This is a genomic window from Candidatus Odyssella thessalonicensis L13, assembly GCF_000190415.1.
Lineage (GTDB): Bacteria > Pseudomonadota > Alphaproteobacteria > Paracaedibacterales > Paracaedibacteraceae > Paracaedibacter > Paracaedibacter thessalonicensis.
The window spans coordinates 20130-37376 of sequence record NZ_AEWF01000006.1 but is presented as its reverse complement, the minus strand read 5'-3'; the positions used below and the strand labels follow the sequence as shown (position 1 = coordinate 37376).

At 42.5% G+C, this 17247-nt stretch carries 14 protein-coding genes; 4 read left to right on the top strand and 10 right to left on the bottom strand.

What is annotated here, in order from left to right; translation table 11 throughout:
• Positions 1 to 102: 102 nt before the first annotated feature.
• The 9 genes from HMO_RS0109870 to HMO_RS0109825 all read right to left on the bottom strand — a co-directional run bounded on the left by HMO_RS0109870 (position 103) and on the right by HMO_RS0109825 (position 9884).
• Complete coding sequence (locus HMO_RS0109870) at positions 103 to 1878, bottom strand: hypothetical protein (RefSeq protein WP_139016872.1); 1776 nt, start codon at positions 1876 to 1878, stop codon at positions 103 to 105.
• Positions 1879 to 2356: 478 nt separating this feature from the next.
• Positions 2357 to 2929: a hypothetical protein gene (locus tag HMO_RS0109860; protein ID WP_010302253.1), complete on the bottom strand. Its 573-nt coding sequence runs from the start codon at positions 2927 to 2929 to the stop codon at positions 2357 to 2359.
• 334 nt (positions 2930 to 3263) lie between these two features.
• Entirely contained in the window at positions 3264 to 4403 is a 1140-nt protein-coding gene (locus HMO_RS0109855) for a tetratricopeptide repeat protein (protein ID WP_010302251.1), read from the bottom strand.
• A gap of 538 nt (positions 4404 to 4941) precedes the next feature.
• Positions 4942 to 5643, bottom strand: a complete 702-nt coding sequence (locus tag HMO_RS0109850) for a hypothetical protein (RefSeq protein WP_139016871.1) — start codon at positions 5641 to 5643, stop codon at positions 4942 to 4944.
• Between the two features lie 101 nt (positions 5644 to 5744).
• Positions 5745 to 6776, bottom strand: a complete 1032-nt coding sequence (locus HMO_RS0109845) for a hypothetical protein (RefSeq protein ID WP_175282114.1) — start codon at positions 6774 to 6776, stop codon at positions 5745 to 5747.
• A gap of 227 nt (positions 6777 to 7003) precedes the next feature.
• Positions 7004 to 7282, bottom strand: a complete 279-nt coding sequence (locus HMO_RS0109840; protein ID WP_010302240.1) for a hypothetical protein — start codon at positions 7280 to 7282, stop codon at positions 7004 to 7006.
• A gap of 583 nt (positions 7283 to 7865) precedes the next feature.
• Complete coding sequence (ndk, locus tag HMO_RS0109835; protein ID WP_010302235.1) at positions 7866 to 8288, bottom strand: nucleoside-diphosphate kinase; 423 nt, start codon at positions 8286 to 8288, stop codon at positions 7866 to 7868.
• 16 nt (positions 8289 to 8304) lie between these two features.
• Positions 8305 to 9573, bottom strand: coding sequence for a beta-ketoacyl-ACP synthase II (gene fabF / locus HMO_RS0109830; protein ID WP_010302233.1), 1269 nt, complete (start codon positions 9571 to 9573; stop codon positions 8305 to 8307).
• Positions 9574 to 9647: 74 nt separating this feature from the next.
• On the bottom strand, positions 9648 to 9884 hold the full coding sequence (locus HMO_RS0109825; RefSeq protein WP_010302230.1) for an acyl carrier protein: 237 nt from the start codon (positions 9882 to 9884) through the stop codon (positions 9648 to 9650).
• Positions 9885 to 10506: 622 nt separating this feature from the next.
• Here HMO_RS0109825 and HMO_RS0109820 point away from each other — a divergent pair.
• The 3 genes from HMO_RS0109820 to HMO_RS0109810 all read left to right on the top strand — a co-directional run bounded on the left by HMO_RS0109820 (position 10507) and on the right by HMO_RS0109810 (position 13886).
• Positions 10507 to 11988 (top strand): phosphoenolpyruvate carboxykinase (ATP), encoded by a 1482-nt coding sequence (locus HMO_RS0109820; RefSeq protein WP_010302227.1) that lies wholly within the window; start codon positions 10507 to 10509, stop codon positions 11986 to 11988.
• Positions 11989 to 12087: 99 nt separating this feature from the next.
• Complete coding sequence (locus tag HMO_RS0109815) at positions 12088 to 12999, top strand: D-alanine--D-alanine ligase (RefSeq protein ID WP_010302221.1); 912 nt, start codon at positions 12088 to 12090, stop codon at positions 12997 to 12999.
• Positions 12987 to 13886, top strand: coding sequence for a cell division protein FtsQ/DivIB (locus HMO_RS0109810; protein WP_010302218.1), 900 nt, complete (start codon positions 12987 to 12989; stop codon positions 13884 to 13886). The genes HMO_RS0109815 and HMO_RS0109810 overlap by 13 nt, the downstream gene beginning before the upstream one ends.
• 31 nt (positions 13887 to 13917) lie before the next feature.
• Here the strand turns inward: HMO_RS0109810 and HMO_RS0109805 are convergent, their stop codons facing one another.
• A complete protein-coding gene (locus HMO_RS0109805) occupies positions 13918 to 15522 on the bottom strand; it encodes a carboxyl transferase domain-containing protein (protein WP_010302216.1) in 1605 nt (534 codons plus the stop codon).
• Positions 15523 to 15859: 337 nt separating this feature from the next.
• Here HMO_RS0109805 and HMO_RS0109795 point away from each other — a divergent pair, with 337 nt between their 5' ends.
• Positions 15860 to 17221 carry an APC family permease gene (locus tag HMO_RS0109795; RefSeq protein ID WP_010302211.1) on the top strand — a complete coding sequence of 454 codons (1362 nt, stop codon included), beginning with the start codon at positions 15860 to 15862 and terminating at the stop codon, positions 17219 to 17221.
• The last annotated feature ends 26 nt before the right edge of the window (positions 17222 to 17247 follow it).

Here is a 17247-nt window from a genome sequence, read left to right as displayed (position 1 = left end):
GAAATGCTTTCTATAGAAAGCAAATGCAGCTATTAAGATTGTTTGTTGGAGGGGTAGGTTAAATACCTAGCCCTCTAAGGGTTGCCCAATCCTTAGCTTAAACTAGAGTTTATCCTTATCCTTAGAACCATCTGGATTAAACCTCTTAATCAGATCATTAAAAGTTTTTGCAGTTTTTTGAGATAAGCCTTTATTTTTGCCGGATACATGCCCGGTATGAAACACTCCCTTACAGCCGGTAGGTTGGGCAGCGAGAGGATGAGTATTTACGATGACTTCCTTTTTGTTGGCACTAAAAGATTTAAAATAGCCAAGTTTATTGAGAGCTTGCGCCAAACTTAAGAATTGGCGGGTGGGCATGCCGGCATAGGCGCCGCCGTCGTGCTCAGCTAATACTTTTTCCAGGGTGATAAGTTTTTGCACTTCTCGAGGAGTAGCGTTCGGACGCGGCAGGCTTGGCTTACTTTGAGCCGTATTCTTAAAAGCAACTTCTTTAATGGCGAAAGCATCCGCCGTTTCTTCTTTCTCTCTTACTGCTGGAGCCTCCTCAGCTTCTGCCTTTCTTGCTACCACTTCGTTAGCTTCTTCTTCCTCTTCCTCTTCCTCTTCTAATTCTGCATTCGCTGCCGAAGCTTGCCCAGCTTCTCCAACTTTCTCTGTAATCGGTAAAGGAGACACGAGGGCTGCTTCATCCGCCATTTTTTCAGGCTGCAGAGGATCAATGCGTTCATTCTTAAGGTTGGATGCTAACGGCTCTGGCTCAATGATAGCGCTAGGAGATAGGTTCACCTCGAACATAGAAGGGGGGATCTCAGCTGAACTTTGCTCTGCTGTCTGGGCGACTGAGCTAATGGCCAGTGCCTTCCTCTGTTCAAATAAGTGCTTTTTCCTTTTCCGCCGCTCCCGCTTTGACTTCTGACGCTGTGTTGTTGCTTCAGCAACGCTCGTAGAAGGTTCAAACTGGCGTAGCCTATCTAAAGAAGGCAAGCTATTATGGATAAGATTATATTCTTGAGTGAGCGTTCCCTTGGGCAAAGGACGATTCAGTAATTTAATCGTGGTCTTATTCTTGGATTCATCTAAATGAGCGTGAATAAGGCATAAATGATTTTGGAAGAGAATATAATATAATCTTGAGTAGAAATTTATGTACTCATAGATTCCTATTTTGCTGTCATGATATTGGATAACATAATCACTATATTTATTTATCTCACTCGTTATCAGAGAGGCAGAGGTATAGTGAGGCGTCAAAAGTTCCTCCAGTACTTTTGTGCGGTCATAAGGTGCGCAATCTACGCCAAAGCAGTCTTTTGCGAGGGTCTCTGCTTGCTTAAAAAAGCATAAAATGTCTCGCATGATTTTACTCAAAGTTTCCAGATCTCTTCTAACATATAAAGCCTTATCATGAAGCTGTACCATAAGATCTCGGATATGGAATATGGCTTCATTGAATGCATGAAGAAGTTGATAAGGAGCAAAATTATCAGGTTGAATTATAAATTCTAAGGATAGTCCAGGGATAGCCTTTTCATTTATAAACTGAACAGGTACACATAATAAGCGCTTAGATGCCATTTCTTCAAGACTTCCATAAGTCCTTAATAGTCCCCTAAACCATTCTTGCATAGGCGGCGTTTGATCCAGAACATTGGATTTGAAAACTTCCTTAGATTGCTCCCACAAATCCTTTCCAGTTCTAAATTGGGAGGGAACCATAGTCTCAACCATCAACGGTTCCCTGTTAATGACCTGTGATGATGATATTGAGGACGTTATTTCTTTAGAAGGAGAATTAGAAGAATCATCCTTTTCCATGGCCTGCAGCGGCAGAGATAAAAGAAAATAGGATGCAGAGAGAAGGAAATGCTTATACATGATTTTACCTGTGCTTTCTTGTTGTTTATTTATTTGTGCCATATAAGTTATACAAAATTTTTATTATTTGAACTGTGAGAAACATTTACATCAATGTAAACTTTCCTAAAGATCACTAATGCCTAATTTTTATGATCTTGACAGAATATGACCTAGGTATTATTTTCCCTTTTATACCAAAGCCAGTCTCTTGAATTCAACCCACTTTTAGTTCAAAGATCCTATCGTAAGCACAAGAATATGAAGATTGCTGCTAAAATATGCGAGGGTAAGATTTAGAAAAAAATAGTTTCTTTAATCTTAAAAAATTTATCATATATTGGCGGCGCAGGAAAAAGATAGCGGCCTGTTAGTAATAAAATTGAGAAAAATAAAAGAAGGCATTTTAGCAAGATCTTCCCTCCCAGATCTTCTAAAATGCCTTCTTTGTCAAAGTCTCATGCTCTTCAACTGACGAGGGTCAAGCCCTTAGAAGCTATTACTCTGTTGAGATAACAACTGAAGCTGGATGCTTAGAATATGATGAAATCTCGCTATGAGTTAATGTGTTACGCGTTGAGATGGGCTGCAGGTTTCTTAATGCTGAAGCTGGCGGTTGCGCAATTCTGATAGCAATACAGTCGGTGCCAAATCTATTGTTGGTGAACTCAACTTGATACCACTTACCTGGTTCAAGGCGATTACATGTACCGATATGGGTCAAAGGATTAGTTTCGCCGTAAATCGAGTAATAATCAAACTTTCCTAACTTGTGAGCCGGCACATTCAGAACCACGTCAGTGCTGCTTTTGTTATTGGGGGCTGCCGGGACCGTAAAAGCAACTAGATCCAGCCGATGAGTGGTCATACCCGGAGCTCTTGACTCAGGTAGGGTTTCTGGTTTGACTAATAGCGCCAACTCTTTGGTGTTTCTATTCTTGATAATAAGGTGGACATCGCGGTCAACAAAGGGAGCGATATTCTCAGCTAGGCGATCTGTAGGGGGGGTCTCGCATCCTGCTGTTAAAAGAAGAGCCGCCATACTTAACCAATACGTAGTACGAATTTTCATTGTTTACACCTTACTATTTAATGTTTACATTTTTAAATCCTAAAAGGAGATCTTTTAAAGAAACAGGAGAAAAATACCACTTGATTCATGGGCTTAGATAGACGCGACCTTCGGCCTAATTAAGGTAAAATTAATTGCTTTTAAGAAGAAACCCATCCCAAGAAGGATAGCTTTTAAAAGCGAGCGACTAGAGGAATACTAACCGCGCAATCAGTCCTTAGGGTAGAGAGGTTAACAAGTATAGGGGGGATGAGAAAGAGAGGGGAGGGACATAAAAGCGGCCACTCTGTAGAGCAGAGTGACCTGGAAGCATAAGGGGGTAAGTCCTAGGAATTTAACCTTTAGCGCGGAGATACGCATTAGCTGTATCTAAACGCTGTTGAACATGCGGTGGGAGAGGGGACTGTAGAGCTTTGGCTTTGTTAAGGTATTTGGCCACTTCTTCCCAGTTACCCAGCTGCATATAGACGTAGCCAGCATTCGAATAATTTTGCCAGGTTACGGGATCTCCATTCTTTGCTGCCACATCAAATCCCTGCTCAAAGAAATGGGCTGCTAGCTCCCATTGGTTAAGGTCCATGGCGGGCTCAGCCGCGGCGAAATAATAGATAGCTTTTTGCTCTTTGATCTCTGTCAAAGCGTTAAGAAACCAGGTTAAAGAGTCTTGGTAATTACGCTCATTAAAATAAGCGTTAGCAAGGTTTATGTAATTCAAGGGAGTAAGTAATTTGTGATTTGAATTAGAATTTATTGCAGCTAAATAATTTGTGATCGCCTCTTTCCACCGGTTTAATTTAAAATAAGCCAGTCCCCGCCCTTCGTATAATAGCCAAGTGTCATATTGTCGGTTATTCTGGGAACCATGCTGCTCTTGAGTCAGCTTGTGAAGCGCAATATTGTATTCCTCAAGGGCTGTATCATATTTTCCTATTCGCAAATAAGATTTGGCGGCAGCCGTATGATAATAGCTCTCCAAACTCTGATCTTTTGCGAAAGCTTGGATGAATTGCATAAAAGGCATGGGCTGGCCTAACCCCTCTTCTAGGACGCCGACCCAAGCGTGAATAATACCGGGAACATTGTGCCCTAATAACTGGAATATTCTTTGAAATAATCCCAACCCCTGTTCCATTTTTTCTTTTCTGTCAACAGCGTTTTCTCCGGCTTGCATATAAGCATCACCGATCATAAAGATGGTGTCCTTGGACAGAGGGATTTGCTTTGTGATGGATATTTGTGGAGCTAAATGTTCAATCAACTGCGGCGCATAGGCAATAATCTCTTGAAATCTTTTCTGATGATACCAGTCATCAATTGCTTTTTCTGGCGCAGAAAAGTCTGTACTTGGGGCTGCTATCACATGACTGATTTCACCCTCCCTTGTCGGCATATTGGCTGGCTCCATTGCTTTTATAGTGTCAAGAAGACCAAATCCAACCGTTGATAGAATCACGACATTATGAAACTTATGCATTTCTACAGCCTACCTTTCATTCTTTAAAGTAATAGAGTGCCTTAAATGTTGCTTATATATCTTGCTTTAATACGAGCCCCCTATTAATTAGGGACTAAACATTAATTATAGATTAATAGGGTTTCAGAATTTTAAATTATATCTTTATCTCGAATGGGAACCTCCTACGACCCGTCACTTTTTTGAAATAAGGAAATGTGAGTCCGCCTTCATTCAGATTGAATGAGACTACACGGCTTTCTTGCTAACTGATTGGTTAGCGATGACTGCGCTGATCTTTGGGAGCAGATAGTCTCATAAACATTTTGTATAAAAGGCAGGCCAGGATATCTTGCAGAAAAAGCCTTCAAATTATATGGTCGACAAATACTATCCTTGAGGCCTTTTTCTTTTTTTAATTAAAAAAATGAGCTCGCTCCAGCACTTTTAAGGGGGGAGCCCGCTCATCTTTTCGTCTTAACTTTATTTGGACTTATACATCCTGTGAGTGCATCCAGCCCCTTTTGTAGCAGGGGCTCTTTTTATCCGTAAAGTGCTTTTACTGTGGAGCGGCGGTTAAGAACCCTATCTGCAATAACAGATCCTTAGCTGCTGTTGGCGTCAATCCCACGGGTTTTCCGTTTTCATCAACTATTACATACTTTGGAATGTAACGGCTACTCTCAACATCATAGACAGAGTCTCTTAAATACTCATTAATTATCCAAATTGTTAGGTTTTTACCACTCCTCGAGTCCTCAATTTTAAAGCTTCCATTATTAAGTTTGGTATGGAATAGCTCAATCACTTCCTCAACCGTGTAATATTGGTAAAAAAGTTCAAGAAGCGCTTGCTTGCTCATTTGGCGCAGCGCAGAATGGACTGCATTTCCATTTATATCAATCCTTGGAACTTCCCCCGCAAACAATAAACCAACTTCGCCGCCAATAATTCCCCGAACATACTGAATATCATGGGGATCTACATAAGATTTTTTAACAATGGATCTTATCATAGCTGAAAGCGTTCCCTCTCTAAACCGGCGTAACTCTTCATTAAAATGATAAGTAATTGCTTGTGTAAAGGCAGTTGATCCAAGCTCACCTTCATCCAGAATCGTATCTTTGTTCATCAGCAGATAGGTATGGGTAATCCCGTTGAGCTTACCGGTTGGACAGGTTGTAATATTCACCAAAAGCTGGCTAAAACTTGCCATAGCTGCAATCGGGTCTATCTGATGAAGAGTTTGAATTCGTTTCAAGACATCTCTTAACATAAAGCTATGTGAAGAGACCCCACCTTTAATGACAAGGCTATCCTTTAAATCAAGCAGACTGGTAATGTGAGGGTTTGTTTCTAGCGCTAGTAGACTGTCATAACTGACATCGACAAAAAGAGCCTGCAGGGATTCCTTATTAACCGTTTTAAAGGAGTTAAACAAGCGCGTCCATACATTAAGAGGCATGTGTATATGGGAGCTGCAGCTCTCGGTTCTTGTACGCGCGCCAGATTTAGAACAATCCCGGGAGTCTGGGTTCGAAGGGGAGGTCGGGCTTGTTGTTCTCGTTTTTCCATCATTTCTCGGTAAACGGCTAAAAACCCATTGGGATCATGAGAGTTATCATATCCGGCGGCAAGAAGTAAATATTCTTGAGCTAGTTCACTTTCTTCACCATGGATATAATCAATCAATTCCAAAGTTCTCAGGCGAGTTTTCGGGCTCTCAATACAACGCTCAAGAGCCTCCTTACAATTCTCAGATATATTTGTAAGTGTGGCTCCAATAATATAGAGTGGCAACAACTCTTCTCGAGTAGGGAGTATTCCTCTTGGACTATATAATGTGCTAATATCGAAATTTTTGAGTACATATAATAAATTGCTGATAAGCTGTGCACTCTTATACTTATCTAATACAGGTTTGCACTTATCCAATATTCCTGAAGTTGTCAACCATTCCATTACCGTCTTTATTCTCTCATCAGAGTAATATCTAAGGTGCTCTAATATAAGGGAGATTTCCCCAACCTTTTGACACTTCTCCAATATTCTCGAGGTTGTCATCCATTCAAATACAAGATTCAGTCTCTCTTGAGGACAATCCCTAAAACCCCTTACTATTTCGAGAATCTCTTCTCCATTTTGACAGTTATATAATACTCTTGAGGTTTTCTTCCTTTCAAATAAAAGGTTCAGTTTCTCTTGAGGGTAATCGTCTAGAATCGATATTATGTGGATCTCTTCTCCATCTTGACACTTATCCAATAATCCTGAAGTCTTCATCAATTCAGTTAGAAAAGTTAGCCTCTTTGGGGCCGTTAAGCAAAAGCAAAATAATATGCCGGAAATCTGCTCCCCGTTGAAACACTTATCCCACGCTCCTGAGGTCTTCATCCATTTGATTGCCTTAATAAGCTCTTCCGTGGACCATTCTTGAGAAGAATCTAGTATATCATAGATCTCTTTCCCATTTTGACATTTATTTAATACCTCTGATACAGTAAAAATATTTAAATTATTGAGATTTTTTGGAGGATATTTTTTAAGGATTGAACGTATTTTTAAGGCCTCTCTCTCATTCCGACACTTAATTAATACGCCTGAAGCTTTCATCCAATCAGTTATCTCTTGTGGATCATTGAAAGAGCCGTAAACCCTGCCTGGTTCTCCGTAACGGGGCTGGTAATCATCAGTGTCTTCAGTCCTGTTTTCTTGCTCTTCTGCCTGGAAAGTTTCTTCATGACCTTCTTCTTTTTACTGATTAGCGTAACATCAGTTTCTGTTAGGGTAGGGGAAGAGGGGGGAGTTCCTCTTTCCTGTACGTCCATAGCGTGCAGGGGAAAAGTGAATGCTGTCATGGCGCAGATAAGAAGAAGCTGCTGCAATCCTTTTATTTTCATTTTGATATGTTCTCTTGAGCGTTTTACTAGGAAGAAGTTATTAAATTTCATGTAATAATGCTAAAGTGATTTTTCAATATAAATTTTATAATTACCGTGAACCATCATACTTTCTTTCTGTTTTAAGAATGAGATGGAAAAAGAGGTAAGATCACTTTTCCAGATAATTGCCTTTTTCACAGGCGTATATAATATGAAAAGCTTCTAAAATGCTTCTAAAATGCTTCTAAAATGCTTCTTTAACATTCACCCCTTAATGGGGATTAGGGCTTATACACTCAGCCTGATAGATGATCATAAATTATTGGCTACGTTTCTGCTTTGTCGATGCAGCGCAAATAATTTAGACTTTGTCGGAAGTAAGCGAGGCTGCGGCAGGGCCTAAGCTTCTCTGTTAACACAGACTGCCCTTTAAGAGATATCTTAGTAGTCTTTTCTAAGACAGGCACCCATTCTAATAAATTTCTAAGACAGAGCTAAGTAAAAAAATGCTCTTGATAATAGCAGGAAGAGGATGAGTAAGGAAAAAGCCCCTATTTTTAGTAGGGGCTTAGCATTCTGGTGGCTTTGTAAGACTTATATATTAGCCAACAATTTCAACTTGGCTGAAGAAATAAGAAATTTCGATGGCAGCATTTTCTAAGGAATCTGAGCCATGAACGGAGTTCGCTTCAATGGATTCTGCAAATTCTTTGCGGATTGTTCCTGAAGCTGCGTTCTCAGGGTTAGTTGCACCCATGATTTCACGATAGGCGGCAACAGCGTTTTCACCCTCTAAAACTTGGACGACAACAGGACCAGAAATCATGAACGACACCAAGTCATTAAAGAAGGCGCGCTCTTTATGAACGGCATAAAAACCTTCAGCTTGAGCCTTCGTTAATTGCAAGCGCTTTTGGGCAATAATCCGCAGTCCTGCTTCTTCGATTTTAGAATTAATTTTACCTGTTAGATTGCGACGTGTCGCATCCGGTTTAATGATTGAAAAGGTTCTTTCGATAGCCATTATAATCTCCAATAAGTTAAATCGCTTTTAAGATCAGGGAAGCGTTTGTTCCGCCGAACCCAAAAGAGTTTGATATAGCAACTTTAATCGGGCGCTGCTTGGCCCGTTTTGCGACAAAATCTAAATCGCATCCTTCGGATGGATTGTCTAAATTAAGAGTCGGAGGCGCCACTTGATCCCTTAAAGCTAAGGCACAGAATATAGCCTCAACACTACCCGCGGCCCCTAAAAGATGGCCAATTGCTGACTTCGTAGATGAAATAGATAATTTATGGGCATGGTCACCAAAGGCACGCTTAACGGCTTTCACTTCAATGGCATCGCCAACAGGAGTGGACGTGCCGTGGGCATTAATATAGTCCACATCTTCCGGATTTATCTTAGCATTATGTAAGGCTGCCATCATGGCACGATAGGCACCATTCCCATCTTCCGCCGGAGCTGTAATATGATGGGCATCCCCTGACATACCATAGCCTATAACTTCTGCATAGATTTTAGCGCCACGTTTTTTAGCATGCTCATATTCTTCTAGAATGACTACACCGGCACCTTCGCCCATAACAAATCCATCGCGGCCTTCATCCCAGGGACGTGAAGCCTGTTCAGGGGTATCATTGTACCGGGTCGATAAGGCTCGGGCTGAAGCGAAGCCAGCCATGGCTAAGCGGCAAACAGCACCTTCACTGCCGCCGGCAACCATAACGTCTGCATCCCCAAACATAATCATTCGTGACGCATCACCAATAGCATGAGCACCGGTCGCACAAGCGGTCACAACAGCATGATTGGGGCCCATAAAACCATGGCGAATGGAAACATGGCCGGAGATCAAATTAATCAGCGATGCAGGAATAAAGTAAGGGGAAACCCGTCGTGGTCCTGAACTATTTAAAGTTGACCCTGTTTCATGAATTTTACTCAGCCCACCGATTCCTGAGCCAATAATAACGCCTGTCCGCCACCGTTCTTCATCAGTTTGAGGTGACCAACCTGAGTCTTCTATGGCCTGCTGCGCTGCCGCTACTCCATATAAAATAAAGTCATCAACTTTGCGTTGATCCTTTACTTCCATGTATAAGTCAGGATTAAAAAGGCCTTGGCCATAGACTTGGGTGTCCCCTCGTGGAACCATGGCTCCGATTTTGGCTGGGAGGTCAGAGACATCAAAGGCCTCAATTGCTCGTATCCCTGATTTACCTGCTAATATAGCATCCCAGGTCGGCTTTACACCGTCCGCTAGAGGGGTTACCAAACCAATACCTGTGATAACAACTCGCCGCATGTAATTCTCTGCAATTTTATTGAAGTTAAAAAGGGGCGGCTCCTTATTAAACCGCCCCACAGGACTTAAAATACTTAGGCTGCGTTAGCTTCGATAAAGCTGATCGCATCTTTAACTGTAGCAATTTTCTCAGCAGCTGTATCAGGAATTTCAATGCCAAATTCTTCTTCAAACTTCATAACAAGTTCAACTGTATCGAGGCTATCTGCGCCAAGGTCGTCAACAAAGCTAGATGTTTCTGTAACTTTCGAAGCCTCAACACCTAGATGGTCAACTACGATATTGATGACGCGGTCTTTTACGTTGCTCATTATTTGTTCCTCTAAATAGGTAATTAAATTTTCTCAACTAGAGATATCCATTTTTCTAACAAATTTCAAGGGGGAGCTGCAAGTTAAAAGCATTATTTTTATGAAATTTAGGGTGGTGTCGTATCAATCTTGTTAATATTATACCGTAAATAAAACCATCTTTGTTCTTATTGATAACTTTATCTTTCTTCTTTTTAAAGGGATAAAAACTGCTGAAAATTAATGGGAGGAATAAGCAGCTTGCTTAGACTGTTTTCAGGGAGAGAAACGATAAGATTTGGTAATATAACTTAGAAGCATTCTTCGCAGGGCAGGAGGGGTAATCCTGACTTAAGCATTAAGCCATTGCCGCGGAAACGTCCTTTGCCCTCAATAATGTAAGACTTGAATAACTTAGGAAGAGGGGAGAAATATGAATCCTTTTAAAAGGGGGTGTCGCTTCTGATTTTGAAGAGAAGACGAGTAGTTATTAATTCGTTCTACAGTTTATAATCTTAAAGAATAATTAGCTTAATTAATAATTTTTAAAGATTTATGTAATTATTTCATTTTAATTTCTCTGAAGTCTAACCCTTTGCTATTCTATTGCTATAGGTTAGGTTTTAGGGCAGAGACTAAAGTGATGGAAACGCAAACTCCTTCAGCAAAACACAGAGACTTATTCGATATAGCTGTCCAGAATAAGGAAGGAACGTTAACCCGCGATGGGGCCTTGCGCGTTTTTACGGGGCAGCGTACCGGGCGGTCGCCGAAAGATAAATATATTGTTTGTGATGAAATAACTCAGGATACGGTCGCTTGGGGCGGACTTAATCAAAAAATATTACCGGAAGTTTTTGAAAAATTATGGCAAGAGGCGCAGCACTCTTTAGAATCTCATCCAATTTATGAGGATACTTTGCAGGTTGGCTCTCATCCAGAGTATCATACCACCGTCCGGGTGCAGTGTAATTTGGCTTGGCATACTCTGTTTTGCCAAAAACTCTTTATCCGCTCCCAATGTCCTATTGACCTTCCTGAATGGCACCTTATTAATGCTGCCCATTTTATTCCTGATCCGGCTTTATATAATTTAAATGGTCCTGCTGCCATTGTTCTTGATTTCTCCCAGCGTCGCATTTTAATCTGCGGCACCTTATACGCCGGGGAAATGAAGAAAGCTTTGTTCTCAGTTTTGGGATTTACTCTGCCCGGAAAAAGGGTATTGCCAATGCATTGCTCTGCAAATAAAGGCCCAGATGGTAAAACGGCGCTTTTTTTCGGCTTGTCAGGTACAGGCAAGACCACGTTATCAGCCGATCCTGAGCGTCAGCTTATTGGTGATGATGAGCATGGTTGGGCAGAAGATGGTCTCTTTAACTTTGAAGGCGGCTGCTATGCTAAGTGTATTCATCTGACGCAAGAAGGTGAGCCACTGATCTGGGCTGCTATTAAACATGGTGCTGTGCTGGAAAATGTGGTCTTGGATGACCAAGGGGTGCCGGACTATGATGATGGTTCTATTACCCAGAATACTCGGGTTGTTTATCCTTTGGAGTATATTCCCGGACGAGCGACAGAGTCTGTTCATCCGCACCCTAACTATATTGTCTTTTTGACCTGTGATCTGTTTGGAGTTTTGCCGCCGGTGGCAAAGCTGAGCTATTCGCAAGCGGCTGACTATTTCTTGACAGGGTATACGGCCTTGGTCGGAAGTACGGAGTTTGGCGCCGGCGAAGGCATAAAGCCTACCTTTTCCACGTGCTTTGGTGCTCCCTTTTTTGCACGGCCGCCACAGGTTTACGCAGATCTGTTGTTAGATAAACTCCAAAAAACCGGAGCTAGCGTTTTTTTGGTTAATACAGGGTGGACTGGCGGGCGTTATGGCCAAGGAGGACAGCGCTTTGCTTTGCCCGTAAGCCGCCGCATTATTGCCGCGATTACCAATGGTGAGCTATCCCAAGCAGATTATGAGATTCTGCAACCCTTTGACCTTGCTATCCCTAAACAATTAGCGGGGCTGCCGCCTGAGCTATTGAATCCGCGCTTGGCTTGGAAAAATGAAGGGTATGATCAAACGGCTGAATATTTGCTCGATTTGTTTGCTCAAAATAAGAAAAGATAAGAAAAGACAGTCGTTCAGTGGGTGACAATACCTCAGCACTTATGGTATTTTTAATCAAAGAATCTTTAATTAATTGTATTTATACGAGAGCTGCACGGTATGTCGAAAAAAAATATAGCTGTTTTGATGGGGGGATGGTCAAGTGAGCGTGGGGTATCTTTAGTCTCTGGAAAAGGTATTGCTCAAGCTTTGAGAGAGAATGGCCATACAGTACAAGAAATTGATGTTACTCGCGATATTAACAAGCTCATTGCCGATTTATCGCCGGCCCCTGATGTTGCCTTTATTGCGCTGCATGGGACCGGTGGGGAAGATGGGGTTATGCAGGGCGTGTTGGAAACCATGTCCATTCCTTATACTCACTCTAACGTTACCGCTTCAGCTATAGGGATGAATAAAGTATTGTCACGGAAACTCTTTAAACATATTGGATTGCCGGTTCCACCTTCTAAAGTAATCACTGTTGCGGCCTTAAAACAAGGGCATCCCATGGATATCCCCTATGTTATTAAACCCATAGCTGATGGCTCCAGCCGCGGTGTTTACATTGTGCGTAATTTATCCGAACCGGTTCCCTTTGATTCGAACTGGGAAGATAGTAAAAAAGTTCTCATTGAAGAATTTATTGATGGCCGTGAGATCCAAGTGGGCGTCATGGGTGACAAAGCTCTGGGAGCTATTGAAATTTGCCCTCTGGAAGGCTTTTATGATTATGAGGCTAAATATACGGATGGCAAAGCCCTCCATAAGATGCCAGCGCCTTTACATGAAGAGGCTTATCAGCGGGCTCTCGAAATCGGATTGAAAGCCCACCAAGTTCTCGAGTGTAGCGGCGTTTCACGCTCAGATTTAATGTATGATGAAACCAAAGATCAATTCTATCTGTTGGAGATTAATACCCATCCTGGCATGACCCCTTTGTCATTGTTACCTGAAATTGCGGCTCATGCAGGTATTAACTACAATGAATTGGTTGAATGGATGGTAAGGAATGCTCAATGCCACCAGTAAAGAAAGTTAAAGCTTCACGTCATCAACCTGCGCCGCACCGCTCTGCTTTGGGGCGGCAGGTAACCACATTTTTCGAGTTTTGGAAATCTCCCAAGCGCTTTCGTGGGGGCGCAGAAGTCCTAAAACGCCGCCTTGTCATTGCTGCTTGTTCTGCGGCTATAACCACCGTGAGTTATCTGGTGTTAGCTGGTTACCCCGGTGTCTGGTGGACTAAATTTAGTGATTATTTAATTTTCAAGTCGGCCAAATTAGGTCTGTCCTTAAATGAGATCTATGTTTATGGACGCAACCATACAGAATCGCAGCGATTGCTGGACCAAATCCATCTCGTTAAAGGAGATCCTATTTTAAAGTATTCTCCTGAAGAAATTCGGCAGAATATTAAGAAAATTTCTTGGGTAAAGGATGTGTCTGTTCAGCGCTTCTTGCCTGATACCATCCACATATCAATTGTAGAGCGTGTGCCTATTGCTTTATGGCAGCATCGCCAAAAACATTATTTGGTTGATGTCGACGGCATCATTATCTCGGATAAGAATATACAGCAATACAGTCACCTACCTGTGGTGGTAGGCAGTGACGCGCCGCGTCATGCTCCTCAGTTGCTCACGCTATTAGATCAAGTGCCGGAGTTGAAGAAAAGAGTGTCAGCTATTGTCTGGGTGGGAGAAAGACGCTGGAATCTTCTAATTGACCGTACGATTGAAGTCAAGTTACCTGAAAAGGATCCAGAAGGTGCTATTAAAAGGCTGCTTAAACTTCTCAAGAACGAAAAGCTTGACTTCTCTCAGATTAAATCCATTGACCTACGCCAACCCACACAAGTGTTTATTCGCTTAACAACGTCGGCAGAGATTCAATTAAAAGGCAAGGGCATCGAAGCTTAAGTGTGGCACTGTACTCCTTACCCTTCCGATGCTACATTCTAAAAACGCCAAACTTCATGTCATCAATCGGCTTATTTAACGACGCGGCTATTGACAATCCCAAAACCCTGCGAGTGTCTTTGGGATCAATAACACCATCATCCCACAAGCGGGCAGACGCATAATACGGAGATCCTTCTTCTTCGTATTTAGAGCGGATAGCATTTTTGAACTCTTCTAAATCCTGAGCTGGCCAAACTTCACCTTTTTGTGCTAATGCGTCTTGACGAATGAGACTGAGTACTGTTGCTGCTTGCTCGCCGCCCATAACCGAGATACGGGAATTAGGCCACGTCCACATAAAGCGCGGGCTGTAAGCGCGGCCACACATGGCGTAATTACCCGCCCCAAAACTGCCACCAATTGTAACTGTAAATTTAGGAACATTCGCACAGGCAACTGCATGGACAAGTTTAGCGCCGTCGCGAGCAATGCCGCCGGCCTCATACTTGCTGCCGACCATAAAGCCACTGATATTTTGTAAAAAGACAAGGGGAATCTTGCGCTGGCAACAGAGCTCAATAAAATGGGCTCCTTTAAGAGCACTTTCAGAAAAAAGGATGCCATTATTAGCTATAATACCAACTTGGTAGCCATAAATCCGTGCAAACCCACACACCAAAGTCGTGCCGTATAAAGGTTTAAATTCATCTAAGCGGCTGCCATCGACAATTCGAGCAATAATTTCGCGCACATCATAAGGCTGTCGGACATCTGTTGGAAGGATGCCATACAAGTCCTCCTCGTTATATAAAGGGGCTTCAACAGCAGCTTGGGACAACCACGGAGTAGGGTGAGGTAAGGTTTCAACAATCTGCCGAGCTATCTGAAGGGCATGCTCATCAGAATGAGCGAGATGATCCACCACGCCTGAGGTGCGCGCATGTAAATCGCCGCCTCCCAATTCTTCGGCGGTCACTTCTTCGCCGGTGGCTGCTTTAACAAGCGGAGGACCGCCCAGAAAAATTGTCCCCGTTCCTTTGACAATTATGGATTGATCGCACATCGCAGGTACGTAGGCGCCACCAGCTGTACAGGAGCCCATCACAATTGCAATTTGCGGAATCCCTTTGGCTGAAAGCTGGGCTTGATTATAGAAGATGCGACCAAAGTGATCGCGATCTGGAAATACCTGCGCCTGAAGCGGAAGAAAAGCCCCACCTGAGTCAACCAAATAAAGGCAAGGTAAGTTGTTCTCAAGGGCTATTTCCTGCGCCCGGAGGTGTTTTTTAACAGTCAACGGATAGTAAGTCCCGCCTTTGACCGTGGCATCATTAGCAACAATAATGCATTCTCGGCCGTGAATGCGTCCAATTCCAGTAATAATGCCTGCAGCGGGAACGTCATCCTCATAAACCTGATCGCCGGCCAAGGCACCAAATTCGAGGAAGGGGCTGCCCACATCCAACAATAAATCAATGCGTTCACGCGCCAATAATTTGTTGCGATCCTTGTGGCGCTGTCGAGCATTCTTGCCGCCGCCTTGATGAATCCGGTCTAACTTCTGCTTAAGGTCATCGACTAAAGAGAGCATCATTGCTTGGTTTTTAACAAAATCAGAGCTATTAGGTGAAATTTTAGTTTTTAATGGGGGCATGATTGATCCAGCTGACAAAGTGAACTTAAGCAGATTTTACAAAAAGTCTATCGAACAAGCAAAGCTTCATTTTAAATTGACGCATAACTTAACCATTCCCGCTAGTCCGCTGATAAGTCATGAGGGCGCTCAATTTAGAGCATGGCCCGTCTTTCTAGGCTTCACCTTGTAAGCTTTTATTTAACAGATAAACCGCATTAATAAAAAGGTAGCTGATGCTCTAATTTACAAAGATTTAAGTGTTTATTCATCCTTTGTTAGGAAATATACACCCTCTATCTTATAAGATAAATTTGAAATAAAATTAATTATATAGCAATTTTTTATGGATTGATAAATGGATCAAAAGACTGAATTAGCAGCCGGATCCCTCAGTATTACTGAATCGATTATCATGGGGGTTTCTGGAACGTCGCCTTCTTATAGTGCTGCTGCCACCACAGCGGCATTGATTGGTGCGGTAGGGATTTATTCACCCAGTAGCGTCATCATTTGCGGCTTGATTATGTTAGGGATTACTGTCTCATTTATGTTCCTGAATAAGCTATCACCCAATGCTGGCGCTTCCTACGTATGGATTCGAATGATTTTTAATCAGAAGCTGGGATTCTTAGCAGGCTGGTCTTTGCTCGTGGCGACAGCCTTATTTATGGTCTCGGGAACAATTCCGGCGGCTACGGCCACCTTGGCCCTGGTTAAGCCTGAAGTAATCGATGATCCGATTTGGGTTACTTGCTTTGCGGGCGGATGGCTGACTTTTGTCTCCATTATCGTTTTAAAGGGAATCCGGCAAACCAGTGTGGCGCAAATGATTTTTACAATTATTGAAGTCGCAATTATGCTCTTTATTATGGTCGCAGCCTTAATTGCCTTCTTAGATCAACCCATTCAAGAATTAAGCTGGTCTTTATTTAATCCATTCAATACCACTCTTGAAACCTTTACGAGAGGCGCTTTGATTGCTCTTTTCTTCTTTTGGGGATGGGATGTCACCATGAACTTAAATGAAGAAACCAAGGATCCTGATTCGATCCCCGGCAAAGCAGCTTTTTGGTCTATGGTTATAAATATCTTGTTGTTCCTAGTTTTTATTCTATGCACGTTGGTTGCATTAACGGATCAAGAAATACAGCAGTCGAGTACCAATGTATTATTGAAAATTGCTGAGAAAATTCTGCCTTCGCCGTGGGCCAATATTGCTCTGATTAGTATTATCTTAAGTACCATCGGCACCATTGAAACCTCGATGCTGCAATTCACGAGAACGCTTTTTTCCAAAGCCAGAGATGGCGTGTTACATCCCCGTTGGGGCAAGGTTCATAAAACCTGGAAAACACCATGGACAGCAACAATAGTTGTTTGGGCGTTGGGGATTGGTTTCTTGATTGTTGCCTCCCATAAGCCAACAGTTCGGGCCATCATGACAACCTCGATTGATGTCATTAGTTTCCAAGTTGCTTTCTATTATAGTTTGTGTGCAATTGCTTGTGCCTGGCATTTTCGTAACGTGCTCAAAGAGGATTTTATAAAGTCATTGCTTTTGATTGTCTGGCCAATTGTCAGTGCTCTTACCCTCACTTTGATTGCTGTTTATGCTGCGGTTTATAGCTTTGATAGTCAAACAGTTCTCTTAGGAATTGGTGGAATCTTAACGGGATTAATACCCCTGGCAATGAATAGGAAAGCTTTTGCTTCTTAAGGCAAGCTTGCTGTTTTAAGCGAGGG